Annotated in this window: 18 protein-coding genes; 13 read left to right on the top strand and 5 right to left on the bottom strand. The window is 64.9% G+C overall.

All coding sequences use genetic code 11. The features are described 5' to 3' along the window. The first annotated feature begins 26 nt into the window (after positions 1–26). The 3 genes from IQ35_RS12535 to IQ35_RS12525 are packed head-to-tail and all read left to right on the top strand — an operon-like array spanning position 27 to position 1,976. A complete protein-coding gene (locus tag IQ35_RS12535; RefSeq protein ID WP_021244180.1) occupies positions 27–404 on the top strand; it encodes a hypothetical protein in 378 nt (125 codons plus the stop codon). A 33-nt stretch (positions 405–437) separates the two neighbouring features. Next, entirely contained in the window at positions 438–1,715 is a 1,278-nt protein-coding gene (locus IQ35_RS12530; RefSeq protein ID WP_145073910.1) for a dipeptidase, read from the top strand. A gap of 9 nt (positions 1,716–1,724) precedes the next feature. After that, positions 1,725–1,976 carry a hypothetical protein gene (locus tag IQ35_RS12525; protein WP_145073908.1) on the top strand — a complete coding sequence of 84 codons (252 nt, stop codon included), beginning with the start codon at positions 1,725–1,727 and terminating at the stop codon, positions 1,974–1,976. A gap of 130 nt (positions 1,977–2,106) precedes the next feature. On the opposite strand, the gene IQ35_RS12520 is transcribed toward IQ35_RS12525, so the two are convergent. From IQ35_RS12520 to rpsM, 5 genes are all read right to left on the bottom strand, one after another. Then, positions 2,107–4,200: a prolyl oligopeptidase family serine peptidase gene (locus tag IQ35_RS12520; RefSeq protein WP_376699481.1), complete on the bottom strand. Its 2,094-nt coding sequence runs from the start codon at positions 4,198–4,200 to the stop codon at positions 2,107–2,109. A 199-nt stretch (positions 4,201–4,399) separates the two neighbouring features. Continuing rightward, positions 4,400–4,825 carry a 50S ribosomal protein L17 gene (rplQ, locus tag IQ35_RS12515; RefSeq protein ID WP_145073903.1) on the bottom strand — a complete coding sequence of 142 codons (426 nt, stop codon included), beginning with the start codon at positions 4,823–4,825 and terminating at the stop codon, positions 4,400–4,402. A 146-nt stretch (positions 4,826–4,971) separates the two neighbouring features. Next, positions 4,972–6,033, bottom strand: a complete 1,062-nt coding sequence (locus IQ35_RS12510; protein WP_031290744.1) for a DNA-directed RNA polymerase subunit alpha — start codon at positions 6,031–6,033, stop codon at positions 4,972–4,974. 121 nt (positions 6,034–6,154) lie between these two features. Further along, positions 6,155–6,544 carry a 30S ribosomal protein S11 gene (gene rpsK, locus IQ35_RS12505; protein WP_004208752.1) on the bottom strand — a complete coding sequence of 130 codons (390 nt, stop codon included), beginning with the start codon at positions 6,542–6,544 and terminating at the stop codon, positions 6,155–6,157. 73 nt (positions 6,545–6,617) lie between these two features. Continuing rightward, entirely contained in the window at positions 6,618–6,986 is a 369-nt protein-coding gene (rpsM, locus tag IQ35_RS12500) for a 30S ribosomal protein S13 (RefSeq protein WP_020818664.1), read from the bottom strand. A gap of 286 nt (positions 6,987–7,272) precedes the next feature. On the opposite strand from rpsM, the gene IQ35_RS12495 reads away from it, so the two are divergent. The 10 genes from IQ35_RS12495 (at position 7,273) to IQ35_RS12450 (ending at position 16,214) form a co-directional block, all read left to right on the top strand. Beyond that, positions 7,273–7,893 carry a hypothetical protein gene (locus IQ35_RS12495; RefSeq protein WP_145073901.1) on the top strand — a complete coding sequence of 207 codons (621 nt, stop codon included), beginning with the start codon at positions 7,273–7,275 and terminating at the stop codon, positions 7,891–7,893. A gap of 44 nt (positions 7,894–7,937) precedes the next feature. Next, a complete protein-coding gene (locus IQ35_RS12490; protein WP_145073899.1) occupies positions 7,938–8,597 on the top strand; it encodes a YoaK family protein in 660 nt (219 codons plus the stop codon). A gap of 29 nt (positions 8,598–8,626) precedes the next feature. Further along, the gene (locus IQ35_RS12485) at positions 8,627–9,880 is read left to right on the top strand and encodes a TCR/Tet family MFS transporter (RefSeq protein ID WP_145073896.1); all 1,254 of its coding nucleotides are present in this window, start codon (positions 8,627–8,629) and stop codon (positions 9,878–9,880) included. A gap of 43 nt (positions 9,881–9,923) precedes the next feature. Then, the gene (gene guaA, locus IQ35_RS12480; RefSeq protein WP_145073893.1) at positions 9,924–11,483 is read left to right on the top strand and encodes a glutamine-hydrolyzing GMP synthase; all 1,560 of its coding nucleotides are present in this window, start codon (positions 9,924–9,926) and stop codon (positions 11,481–11,483) included. 9 nt (positions 11,484–11,492) lie between these two features. Continuing rightward, a complete protein-coding gene (locus IQ35_RS12475) occupies positions 11,493–11,759 on the top strand; it encodes a hypothetical protein (RefSeq protein WP_199739952.1) in 267 nt (88 codons plus the stop codon). Positions 11,760–11,826: 67 nt separating this feature from the next. Continuing rightward, entirely contained in the window at positions 11,827–13,026 is a 1,200-nt protein-coding gene (locus tag IQ35_RS12470) for an aminotransferase (RefSeq protein ID WP_145073890.1), read from the top strand. Positions 13,027–13,132: 106 nt separating this feature from the next. Next, on the top strand, positions 13,133–14,587 hold the full coding sequence (locus IQ35_RS12465) for a DNA recombination protein RmuC (protein ID WP_145073887.1): 1,455 nt from the start codon (positions 13,133–13,135) through the stop codon (positions 14,585–14,587). A gap of 130 nt (positions 14,588–14,717) precedes the next feature. Continuing rightward, positions 14,718–15,347 (top strand): nicotinate-nucleotide adenylyltransferase, encoded by a 630-nt coding sequence (locus IQ35_RS12460; protein ID WP_145073884.1) that lies wholly within the window; start codon positions 14,718–14,720, stop codon positions 15,345–15,347. An 11-nt stretch (positions 15,348–15,358) separates the two neighbouring features. After that, entirely contained in the window at positions 15,359–15,748 is a 390-nt protein-coding gene (gene rsfS, locus IQ35_RS12455) for a ribosome silencing factor (RefSeq protein WP_021244166.1), read from the top strand. 43 nt (positions 15,749–15,791) lie between these two features. Then, a complete protein-coding gene (locus tag IQ35_RS12450) occupies positions 15,792–16,214 on the top strand; it encodes a 23S rRNA (pseudouridine(1915)-N(3))-methyltransferase RlmH (protein WP_145073881.1) in 423 nt (140 codons plus the stop codon). The last annotated feature ends 192 nt before the right edge of the window (positions 16,215–16,406 follow it).

Genomic DNA, 16,406 nt, shown 5'->3' with positions numbered 1-16,406 from the left:
GGAAAGTGGTGCAATCCATTCCTATCATGACGATTTTCAGGATATTCCTTCCCCTTGCGACAGGTCTGGCGATAGCGGTCGCACCCGCCGCCGCGCATGGTGAGACGGCGGCGTGGACCGGGCATTATTATCTGCAAGGCGTGATGGAGACGGGATCGGAGCTGCTGCTGCGGGCCGATGGGCGCTTTCAATGGTATCTGGTCGTAGGCGCGCTCGATCTGTTCGCGCAGGGCCGTTGGGAAGCGAAGGACGGCAATGTCGTCCTGACTTCGGAACCCGGCAACGATGTGCCCGAACCCGCTTTCCAGACGATGACCCTGCGGCAGGAGGAGGATGGGCGGTTGATCCCCGGCGGCCCGCTGGGCCGGGGCGTCTATGTCAGGCCGGAGCATGGCAGCGATTGACTTGGGCGTGGCGGGCAATAGGCTGCCATGCTTATGAAAAGTCTTCGCCTTGCAGCGCTGCCGCTGTTGTTCGCCGCCGCCCTCCCCTCAGTTCACGCCGCGCCCGATCCCTATGCCGCGCGGATCGTGAAGGTGCTGAACACCACGCCGCTGATCGACGGGCACAATGACTGGCCGGAGGCGCTGGCCGACAAGGCGGGCGACAAGCGATGGTCGATGGACCTGAACCGCCTCGACCCCGAAATCTATCATACCGATATCGAAAGGCTGCGCGCGGGCGGCATCGGCGGGCAGTTCTGGTCTGTCTGGGTATCGGCGGAAAAGCCCGAGCTGCAACAGGTCAAGGACACGCTGGAGCAGATCGAGTTCGTCCACAGCCTCGCCCGCCGCTATCCGGGACAGTTTCAGCTCGTCACCACGGCGGCGCAGGTGCGCGCGGCGCACAAGGCAGGGCGGATCGCCTCCATGATCGGGGTCGAGGGCGGCGGGCAGATCGACGGCAGCATGGCGGTCTTGCGCGCCTATCGCGATCTGGGAGCAGGCTATCTCACGCTCACCCATTCGAAGACGATCGCCTGGGCGGACGCCGCGACGGATAATCCCCGGCATGACGGCCTCACCCCCTTTGGCGAGGCGGTGGTGCGCGAACTCAACCGGCTGGGGATGCTGGTCGACCTCAGCCATGTGAGCGAGGGGACGATGCTGGATGCGCTGCGGGTCAGCCGGGCGCCGGTGATCTTCTCCCATTCCAATGCGCGGGCGCTGTGTAATACCCCGCGCAACGTATCGGACGCGGTGCTGCGGCAGGTGGCGGAGAATGGCGGCGTGGTGATGGTGAACTTCGCCGCGCAATATGTATCGGAAGCGCGGCGGGTGTGGAACGCGGATCGCAGCGCGGAGCTCGCGCGCAACAACGCGCCGCCCTTTGGCGGGCTGCATATCGGCGATCCCGAAGCGGCGAAGCAGGCGCTGGTTGAATGGGAAAAGGCGCATCCGGAGCCGGTGACGACCATCGGCCAGGTCGCAGACCATGTGGAGCATATCGCGAAGGTGGCAGGCGTCGATCATGTCGGCATCGGCAGCGACTTCGATGGCGTGAGCGCCCTGCCGCAGGGGCTTGGCGGCGTGGATCGCTATCCGGCACTGCTGGCGGAGCTGATGCGGCGCGGATGGAGCGACGTGGATATAGCGAAGCTCGCGGGCGGCAATGTGCTGCGCGTCATGGCGGCGGCGGAGCAGGTCGCGGCGGGATTGAAGGGAGAACCGGAGGGGAATGCGACAGTGGATGGGTTGGATCAGGGGAAGGAGTGAGGGCAGATTTTGAGTGGAAAGCTGATACGCCCTATGGCGGCGGCGGAATTGGCAAAGCGCCAGATTGATAGTTGCTTGGACGGGCTTTTCCCAAATGAGCGTCGATTGCATTATCAAAAAGACGAGAACTGCCTGATCGATCAATCATCGGTGCAACGACACCCCAAAGCTGTTCACCGTCGCCAAGATCTACTTTTTCCAGCAAAACACGAACTTGCTCCTCGCGCAAGGGAAACCGAGCAATTGGTATCCAATATGTAGAGCAAGCAAATGCCAGTGGTGAGCAAACCATCACCAATAACGGCATGAGCGCAAATCGGGACTGCATTATTCAAGCTTAAAACGAATTGTTCATTCTGCTACAGGTCATTTCTTACCGTGTCCGCTCCGTTCACTTCGGATCGGCGCTAACCCTCAATCCCGTAAACCGCGCGGCGAAGGCGTAGCTGTCGGCATATTCGTCGATCAGCTTGTCGACCGGCTTGCCCGTGCCATGGCCAGCGCGGCTTTCGACGCGGAGCAGGCGGGGCCGGTCGCCCAAATCGGCGGCTTGCAGCGCGGCGGCATATTTGAAGCTGTGCGCCGGGACGACGCGGTCGTCGGTGTCCGCCGTCGTCACCAATATGGCGGGATAATCCTTGCCCGCGCGGATGTTGTGATAGGGCGAATAGCCGTAGAGCAGGTGGAAATCCGCTTCCTTTTCCGGCGATCCGTAATCGTCCACCCAATAGCGCCCCGCCGTGAAGCGGTCGAAACGGAGCATGTCCATCACCCCCACGGCAGGCAGCGCGGCGGCGAACAGGTCGGGGCGCTGGTTCACCACCGCGCCGACGAGCAGGCCGCCGTTGGAGCGGCCTTCGATGGCGAGGCCGTCCTGCGGGGTGAAACCATTAGCTTTCAGATATTCGGCGGCGGCGATGAAGTCGTCAAAGGCGTTCTGCTTGTTGGCCAAGCGGCCCGCATCGTGCCACGCCTTGCCATATTCGCCTCCGCCCCTCAGCGCGGCGATGGCATAAGCCCCGCCCTGCTCCAGCCATGCCATGCGGGCCGCGGAATAGCCCGGCGTCAGCGTGATGTTGAAGCCGCCATAACCATAGAGGATGGTGGGCACGGCGGCGGCGCGGTCGGCCAGCGCCTTCTTGCGAATGATGGTGAGCGGGATCAGCGTGCCGTCCTTTGACGGATATGTGCGCTGTTCGACGCCATAGTCGTCGGGATCGAACGGCAGATCGGGCAGCGCGAACGGCTGGGTTTGCAGGGTCGCCGTGTCGAAGCGGTAAATGCCGGCGGGCTGGGTGAAGCCGGAGAAGCTGAAGAAGGTTTCGGGATCGCCGTCCCGCCCGCCGAAGCCTGCCGCCGTGCCCATGCCCGGTAGCGGCACGCCGCCGACGCGGCGGCCGTCCAGTTCCACCATTTCCGCGATGGTTTGCGCGTCGTTCAGATAGGCGAGGATGAAGCGGCTGCCGGCCAGCGATCCACCCGCCAATATGTCCGCCCGTTCAGGGATGATCTCACGCGGGCCCTTGCGCGGGCGGCGGGCGTCGAGGGAGACGACACGGAAATGCGGCGCACAGCTGTCGGTGATGAAATAGAACAGCGGCCCCTGGCTACCGATCAGCCGCCAGTCATTGTCGATGCCCCGGATCATGCTGCGAAGCTTGAGCGGCCCGCCGTCCAGCGCGGCGATGTGAAGCTCGCGCCGCGAATCAATGCCCTGGAAGGAACTGACGATCAGCCAGCGCCCGTCGCTTGTCACCTGCGCACTGTGCCTGAGCGCCGGGTGAGCGGGCGTCGCATAGACGATCCGATCCTGCGTCAGGTCGGTGCCCAGGCGGTGATAGCGGATCTGCTGGTTTTCGTTGGCTGAACGATAGGCCAGGCCGTCGCCGGGCGGGGCAAAGCAGGAGTAGAAGAAGCCCTCGCCCCGGCCATCCCACGCCAGTTGGGAAAATTTGACCCAAGGGACGCTGTCGGGAAGGGATTTGCCGGTGGCGACATCCAGTATCTTGAGCGTGCGCCAGTCGCTGCCTGCCTCCTGCACGGCATAGAGCAGCCAGCGGCCATCGGGCGACGGCTGCCATTCGGCGAGCGCGCTCGCACCGTCATCCGCCCAGTCATTGGGGTCGAGGAGGAGGCGCTCCTTGCCGGTCAGCCCTTCTCGGACATAGAGCGGGGTCTGGTTCTGGAGGCCCTTGTTATAGCCGTAGAAATAGAGGCCGCCCGCCTTGCGCGGCACGGTATAGCGGCCATGGGAGAAGAGCGCCTGCATACGGTTGCGCAGGATGGAACGGGCCGGAAGCGCGTCGATAGTGCGGCGGGTGAGCGCATTTTCATGGGCGACCCAATCCCGGACGGCGGGATCAGTCCGCAGATCGTTTTCCAGCCAGCGATAGGGGTCGGCCACCTTCACGCCGAAATGATCCTCCACCAGATCCTGTCGCGGAGTAGCGGGATAGGTCAGACCGCGCGCGGATGTGCCCAACATAGCGGGGCTGGGATCGGCGCGTAGAGGCCCCGCCGCCAGCAGGAGCGACGACAGGACCAGAATCCGCCCTATTCGGATTGAAGCGCGAAGCGGGGACATCCTCTCGACTCGGGTATCAGTTATGAAACAGGCCGCGGCTTCATCCGAAGCCACGGCCTGTCCGTAACGCTATCGTGCGCCGCCGGGAAGCGGCTTGATATTACGCGGCTTCCAACTCGTCCGCGTCGGTGCCCTGCACGGGACCGGAGTCCTTGCCCTTGGCGTCGACGTCACGGTCGACCAGTTCGATGATCGCGATCGGCGCAGCGTCCGAGGCGCGGAAACCAGCCTTGATGACGCGCGTGTAGCCGCCGTTGCGGTCCTTGTAACGCTCAGCCAGAATTTCGAACAGCTTGGCAAGCTGCGCGTCATCCTGAAGGCGGGCGTGGGCCAGACGGCGGTTCGACAGGCCACCCTTCTTGGCGAGGGTGATGAGCTTTTCGACGTAGGGACGCAGTTCCTTCGCCTTGGGCGTGGTGGTCAGGATCTGCTCATGCTTGATGAGCGAAGCCGCGAGGTTGCGGAGCAGCGAGTTACGATGCCCGGCGCTGCGCTGCAGCTTGCGATGACCGATCTTGTGACGCATTTTGTCTTCCTTCGTTCGTTAAGGGCCCGTGTGAGGTAGCCCATACCAGGCACAGTTAAGGTCGTGCCCATCACCTTGGTCCGTTCGTTTCGAGCGACATCGAGAAACGCTTCTCGACACGCTCGAAGCGGACGATTGCCGTTTGATTACCCAAGCAGCTCCTGTTCGAGCTTCTTGGCCATTTCCTCGATATTTTCCGGCGGCCAGCCGGGGATGTCCATGCCCAGACGCAGGCCCATGGACGACAGCACTTCCTTGATTTCGTTCAGCGACTTGCGGCCGAAATTGGGAGTACGCAGCATCTCGGCCTCGGTCTTCTGGACCAGATCGCCGATATAGATGATGTTGTCGTTCTTGAGGCAGTTGGCCGAACGGACCGACAGTTCCAGTTCGTCCACCTTCTTGAGCAGGTAGCGGTTGATCTGGTTCGCGTCGCTTTCACTGTCGCCCGGCGAAGCAGAAGCCGTTCCGGCAGCCGGAGCGGCGGTCGGCAGCGCATCCTCGAAGTGGACGAAGAGCTGGAGCTGGTCCTGAAGGATGCGAGCGGCATAAGCCACCGCGTCTTCCGGGGTAACGGTGCCGTCGGTTTCAAGCGTCAGCGACAGCTTGTCATAGTCCAGTTCCTGCCCGACGCGGGTATTGTCGACCTTGTAGGCGACCTGACGGACCGGCGAATAAAGCGCATCGACCGGAATGAGGCCGATCGGCGCGTCGGCCGGACGGTTGGCGACAGCCGGGACATAGCCCTTGCCGACGTCAGCGGTCAGCTCCATGTTCAGCGTCGCGCCCTGGTCGAGGTGGCAAATGACCAGATCGGGATTCATCACCTCGATATCGCCTGAAACGGCGATGTCGCCCGCCTTCACTTCGGCGGGGCCAGTGGCGGAAAGCTGGAGCCGCTTGGGGCCATCACCTTCCATCTTCAGCGCGATCTGCTTCACGTTCAGGACGATGTCCGTCACATCTTCGCGCACGCCTGCGAGCGAGGAAAATTCGTGCAGGACGTTCTCGATCTTGATCGAAGTGACCGCCGCGCCCTGAAGCGAGGAAAGAAGAACCCGCCGCAGCGCGTTGCCGAGCGTCAGACCGAAGCCACGCTCAAGCGGTTCGGCGACGAAGGTCGCCTTGCGCTTGCCGTCGCCGGAAGTCTTGATCTCCAGCGCGTTGGGCTTCTTCAATTCCTGCCAGTTCTTCATGTTGACAGTCATGTAATTCCCCTGGGGATGGGGCCGAAACGCTCAATCCTGGACCCAACAGGACGTTCCGGCCGATGCAAATGGGTAAGCAGGCGACGCGTCCGCCGCCCGCCGGTAAACCGTCGCGTCGAAATCAGACGCGGCGGCGCTTGGACGGACGCACGCCATTATGCGGGATCGGCGTGACGTCGCGAATGGAAGTGATGTGGAAACCGACGGCCTGCAACGCGCGCAGAGCCGATTCACGGCCCGAACCGGGGCCCTTCACTTCGACTTCGAGCGTACGGACGCCATGTTCGGCGGCCTTGCGGCCCGCATCTTCCGCGCACACCTGCGCGGCATAGGGGGTCGACTTGCGGCTGCCCTTGAAGCCCATCATGCCGGCCGAGGACCAACTGATCGCATTGCCCTGGGCGTCGGTGATGGTGACCATGGTGTTGTTGAAGCTGGCGTTGACGTGCGCCACGCCCGCCGAGATGTTCTTGCGCTCGCGCCGTTTGATGCGCTGGGGTTCGCGTGCCATTTTCGCTCTATCCTACTGAAATCGTTGAATGGAGAAGTCGCCGGAGGGCCATGCCGAGACAGGCCCTCAACGATTACTTCTTCTTGCCGGCGATCGGCTTCGCCTTGCCCTTGCGGGTACGCGCATTGGTGTGCGTGCGCTGACCGCGAACCGGCAGGCCCTTGCGATGACGCAGGCCGCGATAGCAGGCCAGGTCCATCAAGCGCTTGATGTTCATCGCGGTTTCGCGGCGCAGGTCGCCTTCGACCGTCAGGTCGGCGTCGATGGCTTCGCGAATCTGGAGGACTTCGGCGTCCGACAGGTCCTGAACGCGACGGCTGTGGTCGATGCCCAGCTTGTCGGCGATGTCGACGGCGGTCTTGCGGCCGATGCCGTGAATGTAGGTGAGCGCGATGATCACGCGCTTGTTGGTCGGGATGTTGACACCCGCAATACGTGCCATGGTAATCTGTTCTCCTGCTCCACGGGGCGGTTGGCGCCGCCCCATCTCAAAGCGTCCGGGCCGAAAGCACCCCTGGCAGGGGAACGACGGCCATGTTACTGACACCCAAGACGCAAAAAAGACGGTCAGCGCTCTGCACTGCCGCTCATCCAGCGTTTCGGGATGCGCGCGCTCTAGCGAGTCGGGCGGAAACTGTCAACATCGGCCCGCCGCAACATGGGCATGTTCAGCCTTCCGACAGCCTGCCGCTGCTAGGGAGCGCATCCTATCGGAAAGGTCCGGACACATGAAGAAGAGTCGCTGGATGACGGGATCGCTGGTCGGGCTGGCAATGGTCGGGGCAAGCATTTCCCCGGCCGATGCGCGGCCCCGCTATGGCCATGGCGGCTGGGGCGGCGACCGCTGGCATCACCGGCATGGCGACGGATTCGGCGTGGGCGACGCGATCGGCGTGGCGGCGCTGATCGGCGCGGTGGCAGTCGTCGCGTCCTCCATGGCGAAGGACAAGAAAGCCGCGCGGGCTTCCGGTCCCGATGGCGAGCGCGCCTATGACGGCGACAGCTACGACGCGCCGCCACCCGCCGACGGCACGGACTATGGCGCGGATCGGCGGGACGAAGATTTTTCGGATGTGGCCGATGTAAACCGGCAGGATGACGCGCAGATGAGCGACGCCTGCGCCGTGGCGGCGCGGGACGAGGCGCAGGCGCAGGCGCAGGGCGGCTATGCCGAGGTGCGTCATATGGAGGCGCCCCGGGCGACGGGCTACGGCTATAATATCGACGGCGATGTCGAGACGCGCGCAAGCTGGAGCGCCAGCAGCGGGACGACGCGCCGCTTCACCTGCTCGATGCGGGACGGGCGCGTGGCCGAGGTCTATCTGAGCCGCGACGTGGCCATGCAGTAAACCAGCCATTCCCTTCCGGGGGACGCCTGGCTTAAGAAGCGGTCATGCGGCGCTATGATTTCCCCCGACACGTGATGGCGATGGGCCTTGCGGCGCTGGCGGGTTTCATCGACGCGCTGGGGTTTCTGAAGCTGGGCGGGCTGTTCGTATCCTTCATGAGCGGCAATTCGACGCGGCTGGCCGCTGGGCTGGCCAGCGGAACCAGCGTGGCGCTGACGGCGGCGGGGCTGATCGGCGCCTTTGTCGGCGGCGTGCTGGCCGGCGCGCTGCTCGCGCGGGTGGCAGGACAGTGGCGCAAGCAGGCGGTGCTGGGACTGGTCACGCTGCTGCTGGGGATCGGCGGAATGCTGACGGTCATGGGCCATGCGGGCAACGGCCTCACGCTGCTGATGGCGGCGGCCATGGGCGCGGTGAACAATGTGTTCCAGCGCAATGGCGAAGTCAGCATCGGCGTCACCTATATGACGGGGGCGCTGGTCAAGCTGGGGCAGGCGCTGGCGGCGGCGTTGACCGGCGGCCCACGCCTTGGCTGGCTGCCCTATCTGCTGCTGTGGCTGGGGCTGATGACGGGCGCGGTGGCGGGGGCCGCGCTGTTTCCCGTCATGGACCTGCGGGCATTGTGGATCGCCTGCGCCTTCTCCGCGCTGCTGCTGGCGTGGAGCGTTCGCATGGGGCCGCTGCCGATGGCTTCGCCCTTGGCTTAGGGGCTTGTTGGGCCTAGGGACCGTCCGCCATGCCCGTTGTCCCCTCCCCCCGCCATCGCGCCGCCATCGCGTTCATTCTGATAACGGCGCTGCTCGATGTCATGTCGATGGGGATCGTCATTCCGGTCCTGCCGGAGCTGATCGAGACGTTGACCGGCTCCACTAGCGAGGCGAGCCTGTGGAACGGCGTGTTCGTGGCGCTGTGGGCGGGAATGCAGTTCCTGTGCTCGCCGGTGATCGGATCGCTGTCCGACCGCTATGGACGTCGGCCGGTGATTCTGATTTCCGTCGCGGGCCTGGCGATCGACTATGTGCTGATGGCGCTGGCGCCGGACCTGTGGTGGCTGGCGCTGGGGCGGATATTGGCGGGGGTCACTTCGTCCAGCTTCACCTCCACCTTCGCCTATATGGCGGACATCACGCCGCCCGGGGAACGCGCACGGGGGTATGGCTTGATCGGCGCGGCGTTCAGCGCGGGCTTCGTCGCTGGGCCGCTGATCGGCGGGGTGCTGGGCGAGCTTTCGCTGCGCGCGCCCTTCTGGGCGGCGGCGGTGCTGTCGACGCTGGCATTCTTCTACGGGTTGTTCGTGCTCCCTGAGTCGCTGCCGCCGGAAAAGCGCATGGCCTTCTCGTGGAGGCGAGCCAATCCCTTCGGCGCATTGAAACTGCTGCGGTCGCACCCGGAATTGTCGAGCCTCGCCATCGTCAACTTCCTCCTCTATTTCGCGCATCATCTCTTTTCGGCGGTGTTCGTGCTTTATGCCGGGGACCGCTATGGCTGGAGCGCGTGGCAGGTGGGGACGCTGCTGGCGCTGGTCGGCCTGCTCGACATGGGCGTGCAGGGGATGCTGGTCGGGCCGGTGGTGAAGCGGCTGGGCGACCGCACGACCATGGTGATCGGCCTTGCCTTCGGCGCCGTCGGCATATTGGCGATGGGGCTGGCGAGCAATGGTTGGCTGTTCATCGCGGCGATGTTCCCCAACGCGCTGTGGGGCCTGGCCATGCCGACGATCCAGTCGCTGATGACGCAGCGCGTGTCGGAAACCGAACAGGGGCAGCTTCAGGGCGCGAACAACAGTGTGGGGAGCATCGCGGGGATCGCTTCGCCGCTGTTCTTCGGATGGGTCTATTCGGTGTCGATCGGGCCTGCCCCGATCCTGCCCTTCATCGGCAGCGCTTTCGTCATCGGGGCGGCGGTGCTGGGCGGCGCGGCGGTGATGGGATGGCTGGCTGGGCGCGGCAGCCATGCGCCTTTGCTGGACAAGGACGGCATAGCGCACTAACCGCGCGGCATCCCGTTCCCCCGGTCAAAGCAAAGGCGATTCGATGACGCTGCCCCTTCAGGATTCCATCCTTATCGTGGACTTCGGCAGCCAGGTGACGCAGCTCATCGCGCGCCGCGTCCGTGAAGCCGGTGTCTATTCCGAGATCGCGCCCTTCAACAGCGCCGACGAAGCGTTCAAGCGGCTGAAGCCCAAGGGCATCATCCTGTCGGGCGGCCCCTCCTCCGTCATGTGGGAGGACAGCCCGCGCGCGCCGCAGCATTTCTTTGAGGCGGGCATCCCGATCCTGGGCATCTGCTACGGCCAGCAGACGATGATGCAGCAGCTCGGCGGCAATGTCGAAGGCGGCGAGAGCGGCGAGTTCGGCCGCGCCTTCATCGAAGTGCATAGGAAATGCGCGCTGTTCGACGGCCTGTGGCAGCCGGGCGAGAAGCATCAGGTGTGGATGAGCCACGGCGACAAGGTGACGCGGCTCGCCCCGGGCTTCGAGGTGATGGCGACCAGCGAGGGCGCGCCTTTCGCCGTGACCGCCAATGAAACGCGCCGCTTCTACGCCACGCAATTCCATCCCGAAGTCGTTCACACGCCCGATGGCGCGAAGCTGCTCGCCAATTTCGTGCGGCATGTCTGCGGTCTGGCGGGCGACTGGACCATGGCGGAATTCCGCGCGACCAAGATCGCCGAGATCCGCGCGCAGGTGGGCGACCGGAAGGTGATCTGCGGCCTGTCGGGCGGCGTCGATTCCGCCGTCGCCGCCGTGCTGATCCATGAAGCGATCGGCGACCAGCTGACCTGCGTATTCGTCGACCATGGCCTGATGCGCGCGGGCGAGGCGGATCAGGTGGTGAGCCTGTTCCGGGGCAGCTACAACATCCCGCTGGTCCATGTGAAGGCGGAGACGCTGTTCCTCAAGGGGCTGGAGGGCGTCACCGACCCGGAAGCCAAGCGCAAGTTCATCGGCAAGACCTTCATCGACGTGTTCGAGGACGAGGCGCGCAAGATCGGCGGCGCGGACTTCCTGGCGCAGGGAACGCTCTATCCCGACGTGATCGAATCGGTGTCGTTCACCGGCGGGCCGAGCGTCACGATCAAGAGCCATCATAATGTCGGCGGCCTGCCCGAACGCATGAACATGAAGCTGGTGGAACCGCTGCGTGAACTGTTCAAGGACGAGGTGCGCGTGCTGGGCCGGGAGCTTGGCCTGCCGGAGGTGTTCGTGGGCCGCCACCCCTTCCCCGGCCCCGGCCTCGCCATTCGCATTCCGGGCGAAGTCACCAAGGAACGCTGCGACATCCTTCGCAAGGCGGATGCGATCTATCTGGAGGAAATCCGCAATGCGGGCCTCTATGACGCGATCTGGCAGGCGTTCGCGGTGCTGCTGCCGGTGCGCACGGTGGGTGTGATGGGCGACCATCGCACCTATGACAGCGTATGCGCGTTGCGGGCCGTGACCTCGACCGATGGCATGACGGCCGACATCTATCCATTCGACGCCGCTTTCCTCAGCCGCGTCGCGACGCGGATCATCAACGAGGTGAAGGGGATCAACCGGGTCGTGTACGACTATACGTCGAAGCCGCCGGGCACCATCGAGTGGGAATGAGCGAAAGGGGTGATGCGGTTCGTCTTCACCCATAGCCATGCCTTTCCCGGCGGACGCGTCGCGCCGGAGGACGATGGCGGGGTGGAGCCCGGATGCCTGGTGGAATTCGGCGACGGCGTGACCGTCCTGGCCCAATGGCGGCAAGAGGGCGCGGATATGGTGCTGGACATTCCCGGCTACCGCACGGCGAAAGGCGCCATGATCGAACCGCGTCGCTGGCGTCTGGTCCAGGATGTCGAGGGAATCTGGCGTTCCCGGCGGATATCCGGGAACTGACCATTCGCACCGGCCTAAAGGACAGGTGGGACTATCCCTTCGGGACAAAGAGACTTAACGCTGCGTCATGGACAGGATCGCGCACCCCGTCGGCCACCCCCTTTTCCGGGACATGACGACCACCATTTTCGAGAAGATGTCGATGCGCGCCCGCGAACTGGGCGCGATCAACCTGGGCCAGGGCTTTCCCGACGGGCCAGGACCGCATGAGGTGCTGGAGGCGGCGGCCGATGCGCTGCTGACCAAATCGAACCAGTATCCGCCCATGGCGGGCCTTCCTGAGCTGCGCTCCGCTATCGCGGCGCATTATGCGCGGCACCAGGGATTGGACCTGATTCCGGAGGAAGTGATCGTCACATCCGGGGCTACGGAAGCGCTGGCCGCGAGTCTGATGGCGCTGGTCGGGCCGGGAGACGAGGTGCTGGTGCTGGCGCCGCTCTACGACGCCTACGTGCCGCTGATAGAGCGGGCGGGCGGCGTGGCCAAGGTCATCACGCTGACGCCGCCGGAATGGCGGATCACCGAGGACGCATTGAAGGCGGCGGCGAGCGAGCGCACCCGTCTCATCCTGCTCAACAACCCGACCAATCCCACCGCCGTCGTCATGCGCGACGGGGAACTGGCGCTGCTGGCGCGGTTCTGCGCGGCGCGCGACCTGATCGCGATCTGCGACGAAGTGTGGGAGCATGTGACCTTCGACGGCATCGGGCATCGGCCGCTGATGGCTTTTCCGGGAATGCGCGAACGCACGGTCAAGATCGGGTCGGCGGGCAAGATCTTCTCGGTCACGGGATGGAAGGTCGGCTGGATGTGCGCCGCGCCAGCGCTCGCGGCGCTGCTGGGGCGGGCGCACCAATTCCTGACCTTCACCACCGCGCCCAACCTGCAATGGGCGGTGGCCGAGGGACTGGGCAAGCCTGCCGAATGGTTCGCGCAGATGCGGGCGGACTATCAGGAATCGCGCGACCGCCTGGCCGAAGGGCTGGAAGCGGCGGGCTATGTGGTTCAGCCAAGCGCGGCGACATGGTTCCTTTCGATCGACCTGCCCGCTTCGGGCATCGACATGGACGATGTGACCTTTTGCGAGCGGATCGTCGAGGAAGCGGGCGTCGCGGCGATCCCGGTCTCCGCCTTCTATCCCGACGGCACGGTGACGAGCCTGGTGCGGCTGTGCTTCTCCAAGGCCGACGGTGTGATCGACGCGGCGGTGGACCGGCTGGCGCGCTTTCGCCAAAGCCTGCTTGCGGAGAGCGGAACGGCCCGCTAAGTTCCCCTTTCGTTCCAGAGCATTTTCAAGTCGGGTGAGCCGCAGGCCAGCGCGGCCAATCACCTGACGACTCGGAAAATGCGGAAACAAAGCGAAAGCGAGCCGCATGGATAGCCTGCCGATTCTGATTGCCGTTATTGCGTTGCTCGCGGGGCTGGGAGTCGGCTGGATGCTGCGCGGCAAGGCGGTGGCGGCGCTGGGCGCGGAACGAGCGGATCTCGCGGCAAAGCTGGAGGCGGCGAGCCAGCAGCGCAACGGAGCCATCGCCGAACTGGCGGCGGCGCAGGAACGGGTTGCGGCGGCGGCGCGGCTGGATGCCGAGCGCGTGGCGCAGGCGGCGGCTCTGGAGCAGCGGCTGGATGCGGCGCGCGAAGCGCGGGAGACAGCGGCGCGGCAACTGGCGGCGCTGCAATCCGACGCGCAGGCGCGGGCGGAGGCGTTCGAGGCGCAGATCGTGGCGCTGAAAGAGGCCAAGGAGCAGCTTTCCGCGCAGTTCAGCGAGATTGGCGGCAAGCTGCTGCATCAGGCGCAAAACCAGTTTCTGGAACGCGCCGACCAGCGGCTGACCCAGGCGCATGAAAAGAGCGAGGCGCAACTCAAAAGCCTGCTCACGCCGGTCGAGACCACGCTCAAACGCTATGAGGAAGGACTGGCGCGGGTGGAGAAGGAGCGCGTGGGCAGCTATGCCGAATTGCGCGAGGCGGTGCAGCAGGTGCAACTGGGCCAGGGGCAGGTGCGCGAGGAAACCGCCAAGCTCGTCAACGCCCTGCGCGCCGCGCCCAAGACACGGGGCCGCTGGGGCGAGCAGCAGTTCAAGAACCTGATCGAAACGGCGGGCCTTTCCCCCTTCGTCGATTTTCGCGAGGAAGTATCGGTCGCGGTCGAGGAAGGGCGGCTGCGTCCCGATTTCATCATCCGCCTGCCCGGCGACCAACAGCTTGTGGTCGACGTCAAATGCTCGCTGGAGGCTTATCTCAACGCGGTGGAACAGGTCGATCCGGCGGCGCGCGACCGCTATATGACCGACCATGCGCGCGCAGTGCGGACCCATGCCGACGCGCTGGGGCGCAAGGCTTATTGGGAGCAGTTCGACAAGGCACCGGACTTCGTCATCATGTATGTGCCGGGCGACAATTTCGTCACCGCCGCGCTGGAGGCGGACATGGAATTGTGGGAGCGCGCGGCCAAGAACCGGGTCATCATCTGCGGTCCTGCGACCTTCCTGCCGCTGGCCCGCACGCTGGCGGGCCATTGGCGGCAGGCGCGGATGCAGGATCAGGCGCGCCAGGTCGGCCAGCTCGGCAAGGAACTCTACGAGCGGCTGGCAGTGGCGGCCGGGCATTTGAAGCGTGTCGGCTCCGGCCTCACCAGCGCGGTGGACAATTACAACAAGTTCGTCGGCAGCTTCGACCGAAGCGTGCTCCCGGCTGGACGCCGCTTCCGCGACCTCGACGTGGAAACGGGCGGCAAGGAGATCGAGGCCGTCGAACCGCTCGAAGCACTGGTCCGCGATTCACAGGCGGAAGAAAGCATTCGCGCGCTGCCGGATGCGGCGGAGTAAGGCTACGGCTAGTCAGGATGGGGAGCGGACCTTGCAGAGGCCCTCTTTCTCCCGTCCGCTTCTGGTCGTTTGCCGTCATTCGAAGCCCCAAAGATTGCAGCCCGCCCCCGCAACTGGCATGGCATTAGCCATGGCACGCATCGGCCTTCTTGGCGGTTCTTTCAATCCGGCGCATGAGGGGCATCGGGCGATTTCGCTGTTCGCGGCTGGGGCGCTGGGGCTGGATGAAGTGTGGTGGCTGGTGTCGCCGGGCAATCCGCTGAAACCGCAGGCGGGGATGGCGCCCCTGCCCGCCCGGCTTGCGCGGGCGCGGGCGATGGCGCGGCGGGGGCCGATTCGGGCCACCGCGATCGAGCGTGAACTGCATACCCGCTATACCGTCGATACGCTGCGCGCGATCCGGGGCCGCTATCCGCGGCATCGCTTCATCTGGCTGATGGGCGCGGACAATCTGGTGCAGTTCGCCCAATGGAAGGACTGGCGCGGCATCGCGCGGCAGATGCCCATTGCCGTGATCGCCCGTCCGGGTTATGATGGAGCCGCTCATGGCTCTCAGGCCATGGCTTGGCTGCGGCGTTTCGTCCGGCCCGCGCGCCAGAGTGCAGACTGGACGGATTGGAGACCGCCGGCGCTTGTGCTGTTGCGCTTTCGCCCTGATCCAAGATCGGCGACCCTGCTTCGGCAGGCGGACCCTCTCTGGCATCGCGAATATGAACAAACGCGTGTGCGCGATCCGCTCACGCGCCGGATGATTGTCTAGAAGGAGTTTTTTTGTCCAGACCCCAGCCCGCCAACGACACGGCCCAAAATGCCGACAGCGTTGCCGCCCTGCACGACCTAGTCCTTCAGTCGCTTGACGACGACCAGGCGCAGGAAACCATCTCCATCCCTCTCCAGGGCAAGAGCAGCATTGCCGACCATATGGTGATCGCCAGCGGGCGTTCGTCCCGTCAGGTCGCATCGATGGCGCAGAAGCTGGCCGAGCGGATCAAGCAGGCCACCGGCCGCTCTGCGCGGATCGAAGGGCTGCCGGTCGCCGACTGGGTGCTGATCGACGCGGGCGACGTGATCGTCCACCTGTTCCGGCCGGAAGTGCGCAGCTTCTATAATCTGGAGCGGATGTGGGGCTTTGTCGACGCGCCGACGGCAGGAACGGCCTGAACGCAGGTTCGACAAGCGCGGCGCGAGCGTTTAGGGAGCGGCCATGCTGCTCCACATCATCGCGCGCGGAAAGATCGGGCGCTCGGCCGAAGGGGAACTGGTCGAGCGCTATATGAAGCGGCTGACCATGCCGCACCGGATCACCGAGATGCCCGACCGGGGCGGCAAGCTGCCCCTAGCGCCGCCCGGCACCGTCACGGTGATGCTGGACGAGAAGGGCAAGCAACTTTCCTCCATGGATTTCGCCAGGGGTATCGAGGGATGGCGCGACACGGGAACGCGGGAGTGCCGCTTCCTGATCGGCGCGGCGGACGGCTTCGACGATGCGGATCGGGCCAATGCCGACCTGCTGATCGCTTTCGGGGCGATGACATGGCCGCATATGATGGCGCGAGCGATGCTGGCGGAGCAGCTCTGGCGCGCTTGCAGCATATTGGCGGGCCACCCCTATCATCGCGAAGGTTGAGCGCGATTGCTCGCCCGCGGGCGCGCTTTGCGGCCGATGGCGGTTATGGATTGGCGGACATTTCCCCAGCCGTCATGCCAGCCCACTGGCCGAGATCAGCTTCGCAAAACGTGTATCAGCATATCGCGCAATCCTCTGTTGTCGCCGCATTGTTTTCGGCGAAAAACCGGTTCCCACTTTCCCACGCGATGC

The sequence above is a fragment of the Sphingobium wenxiniae genome (genome assembly GCF_007830065.1).
In the GTDB taxonomy this organism is placed as follows: Bacteria; Pseudomonadota; Alphaproteobacteria; order Sphingomonadales; family Sphingomonadaceae; genus Sphingobium; species Sphingobium wenxiniae.
This window is presented reverse-complemented; position numbering and strand designations above follow the sequence as displayed.

Coding starts and splice junctions, on each gene's coding strand:
- IQ35_RS12535 (WP_021244180.1), top strand. CDS start 27: ATGACGATTTTCAGGATATTCCTTCCCCTTGCGACAGGTCTGGCGATA.
- IQ35_RS12530 (WP_145073910.1), top strand. CDS start 438: ATGAAAAGTCTTCGCCTTGCAGCGCTGCCGCTGTTGTTCGCCGCCGCC.
- IQ35_RS12520 (WP_376699481.1), bottom strand. CDS start 4,200: ATGTTGGGCACATCCGCGCGCGGTCTGACCTATCCCGCTACTCCGCGA.
- rplQ (WP_145073903.1), bottom strand. CDS start 4,825: ATGCGTCACAAGATCGGTCATCGCAAGCTGCAGCGCAGCGCCGGGCAT.
- IQ35_RS12510 (WP_031290744.1), bottom strand. CDS start 6,033: ATGACTGTCAACATGAAGAACTGGCAGGAATTGAAGAAGCCCAACGCG.
- rpsK (WP_004208752.1), bottom strand. CDS start 6,544: ATGGCACGCGAACCCCAGCGCATCAAACGGCGCGAGCGCAAGAACATC.
- rpsM (WP_020818664.1), bottom strand. CDS start 6,986: ATGGCACGTATTGCGGGTGTCAACATCCCGACCAACAAGCGCGTGATC.
- IQ35_RS12495 (WP_145073901.1), top strand. CDS start 7,273: ATGAAGAAGAGTCGCTGGATGACGGGATCGCTGGTCGGGCTGGCAATG.
- IQ35_RS12490 (WP_145073899.1), top strand. CDS start 7,938: ATGCGGCGCTATGATTTCCCCCGACACGTGATGGCGATGGGCCTTGCG.
- IQ35_RS12485 (WP_145073896.1), top strand. CDS start 8,627: ATGCCCGTTGTCCCCTCCCCCCGCCATCGCGCCGCCATCGCGTTCATT.
- guaA (WP_145073893.1), top strand. CDS start 9,924: ATGACGCTGCCCCTTCAGGATTCCATCCTTATCGTGGACTTCGGCAGC.
- IQ35_RS12470 (WP_145073890.1), top strand. CDS start 11,827: ATGGACAGGATCGCGCACCCCGTCGGCCACCCCCTTTTCCGGGACATG.
- IQ35_RS12465 (WP_145073887.1), top strand. CDS start 13,133: ATGGATAGCCTGCCGATTCTGATTGCCGTTATTGCGTTGCTCGCGGGG.
- IQ35_RS12460 (WP_145073884.1), top strand. CDS start 14,718: ATGGCACGCATCGGCCTTCTTGGCGGTTCTTTCAATCCGGCGCATGAG.
- IQ35_RS12450 (WP_145073881.1), top strand. CDS start 15,792: ATGCTGCTCCACATCATCGCGCGCGGAAAGATCGGGCGCTCGGCCGAA.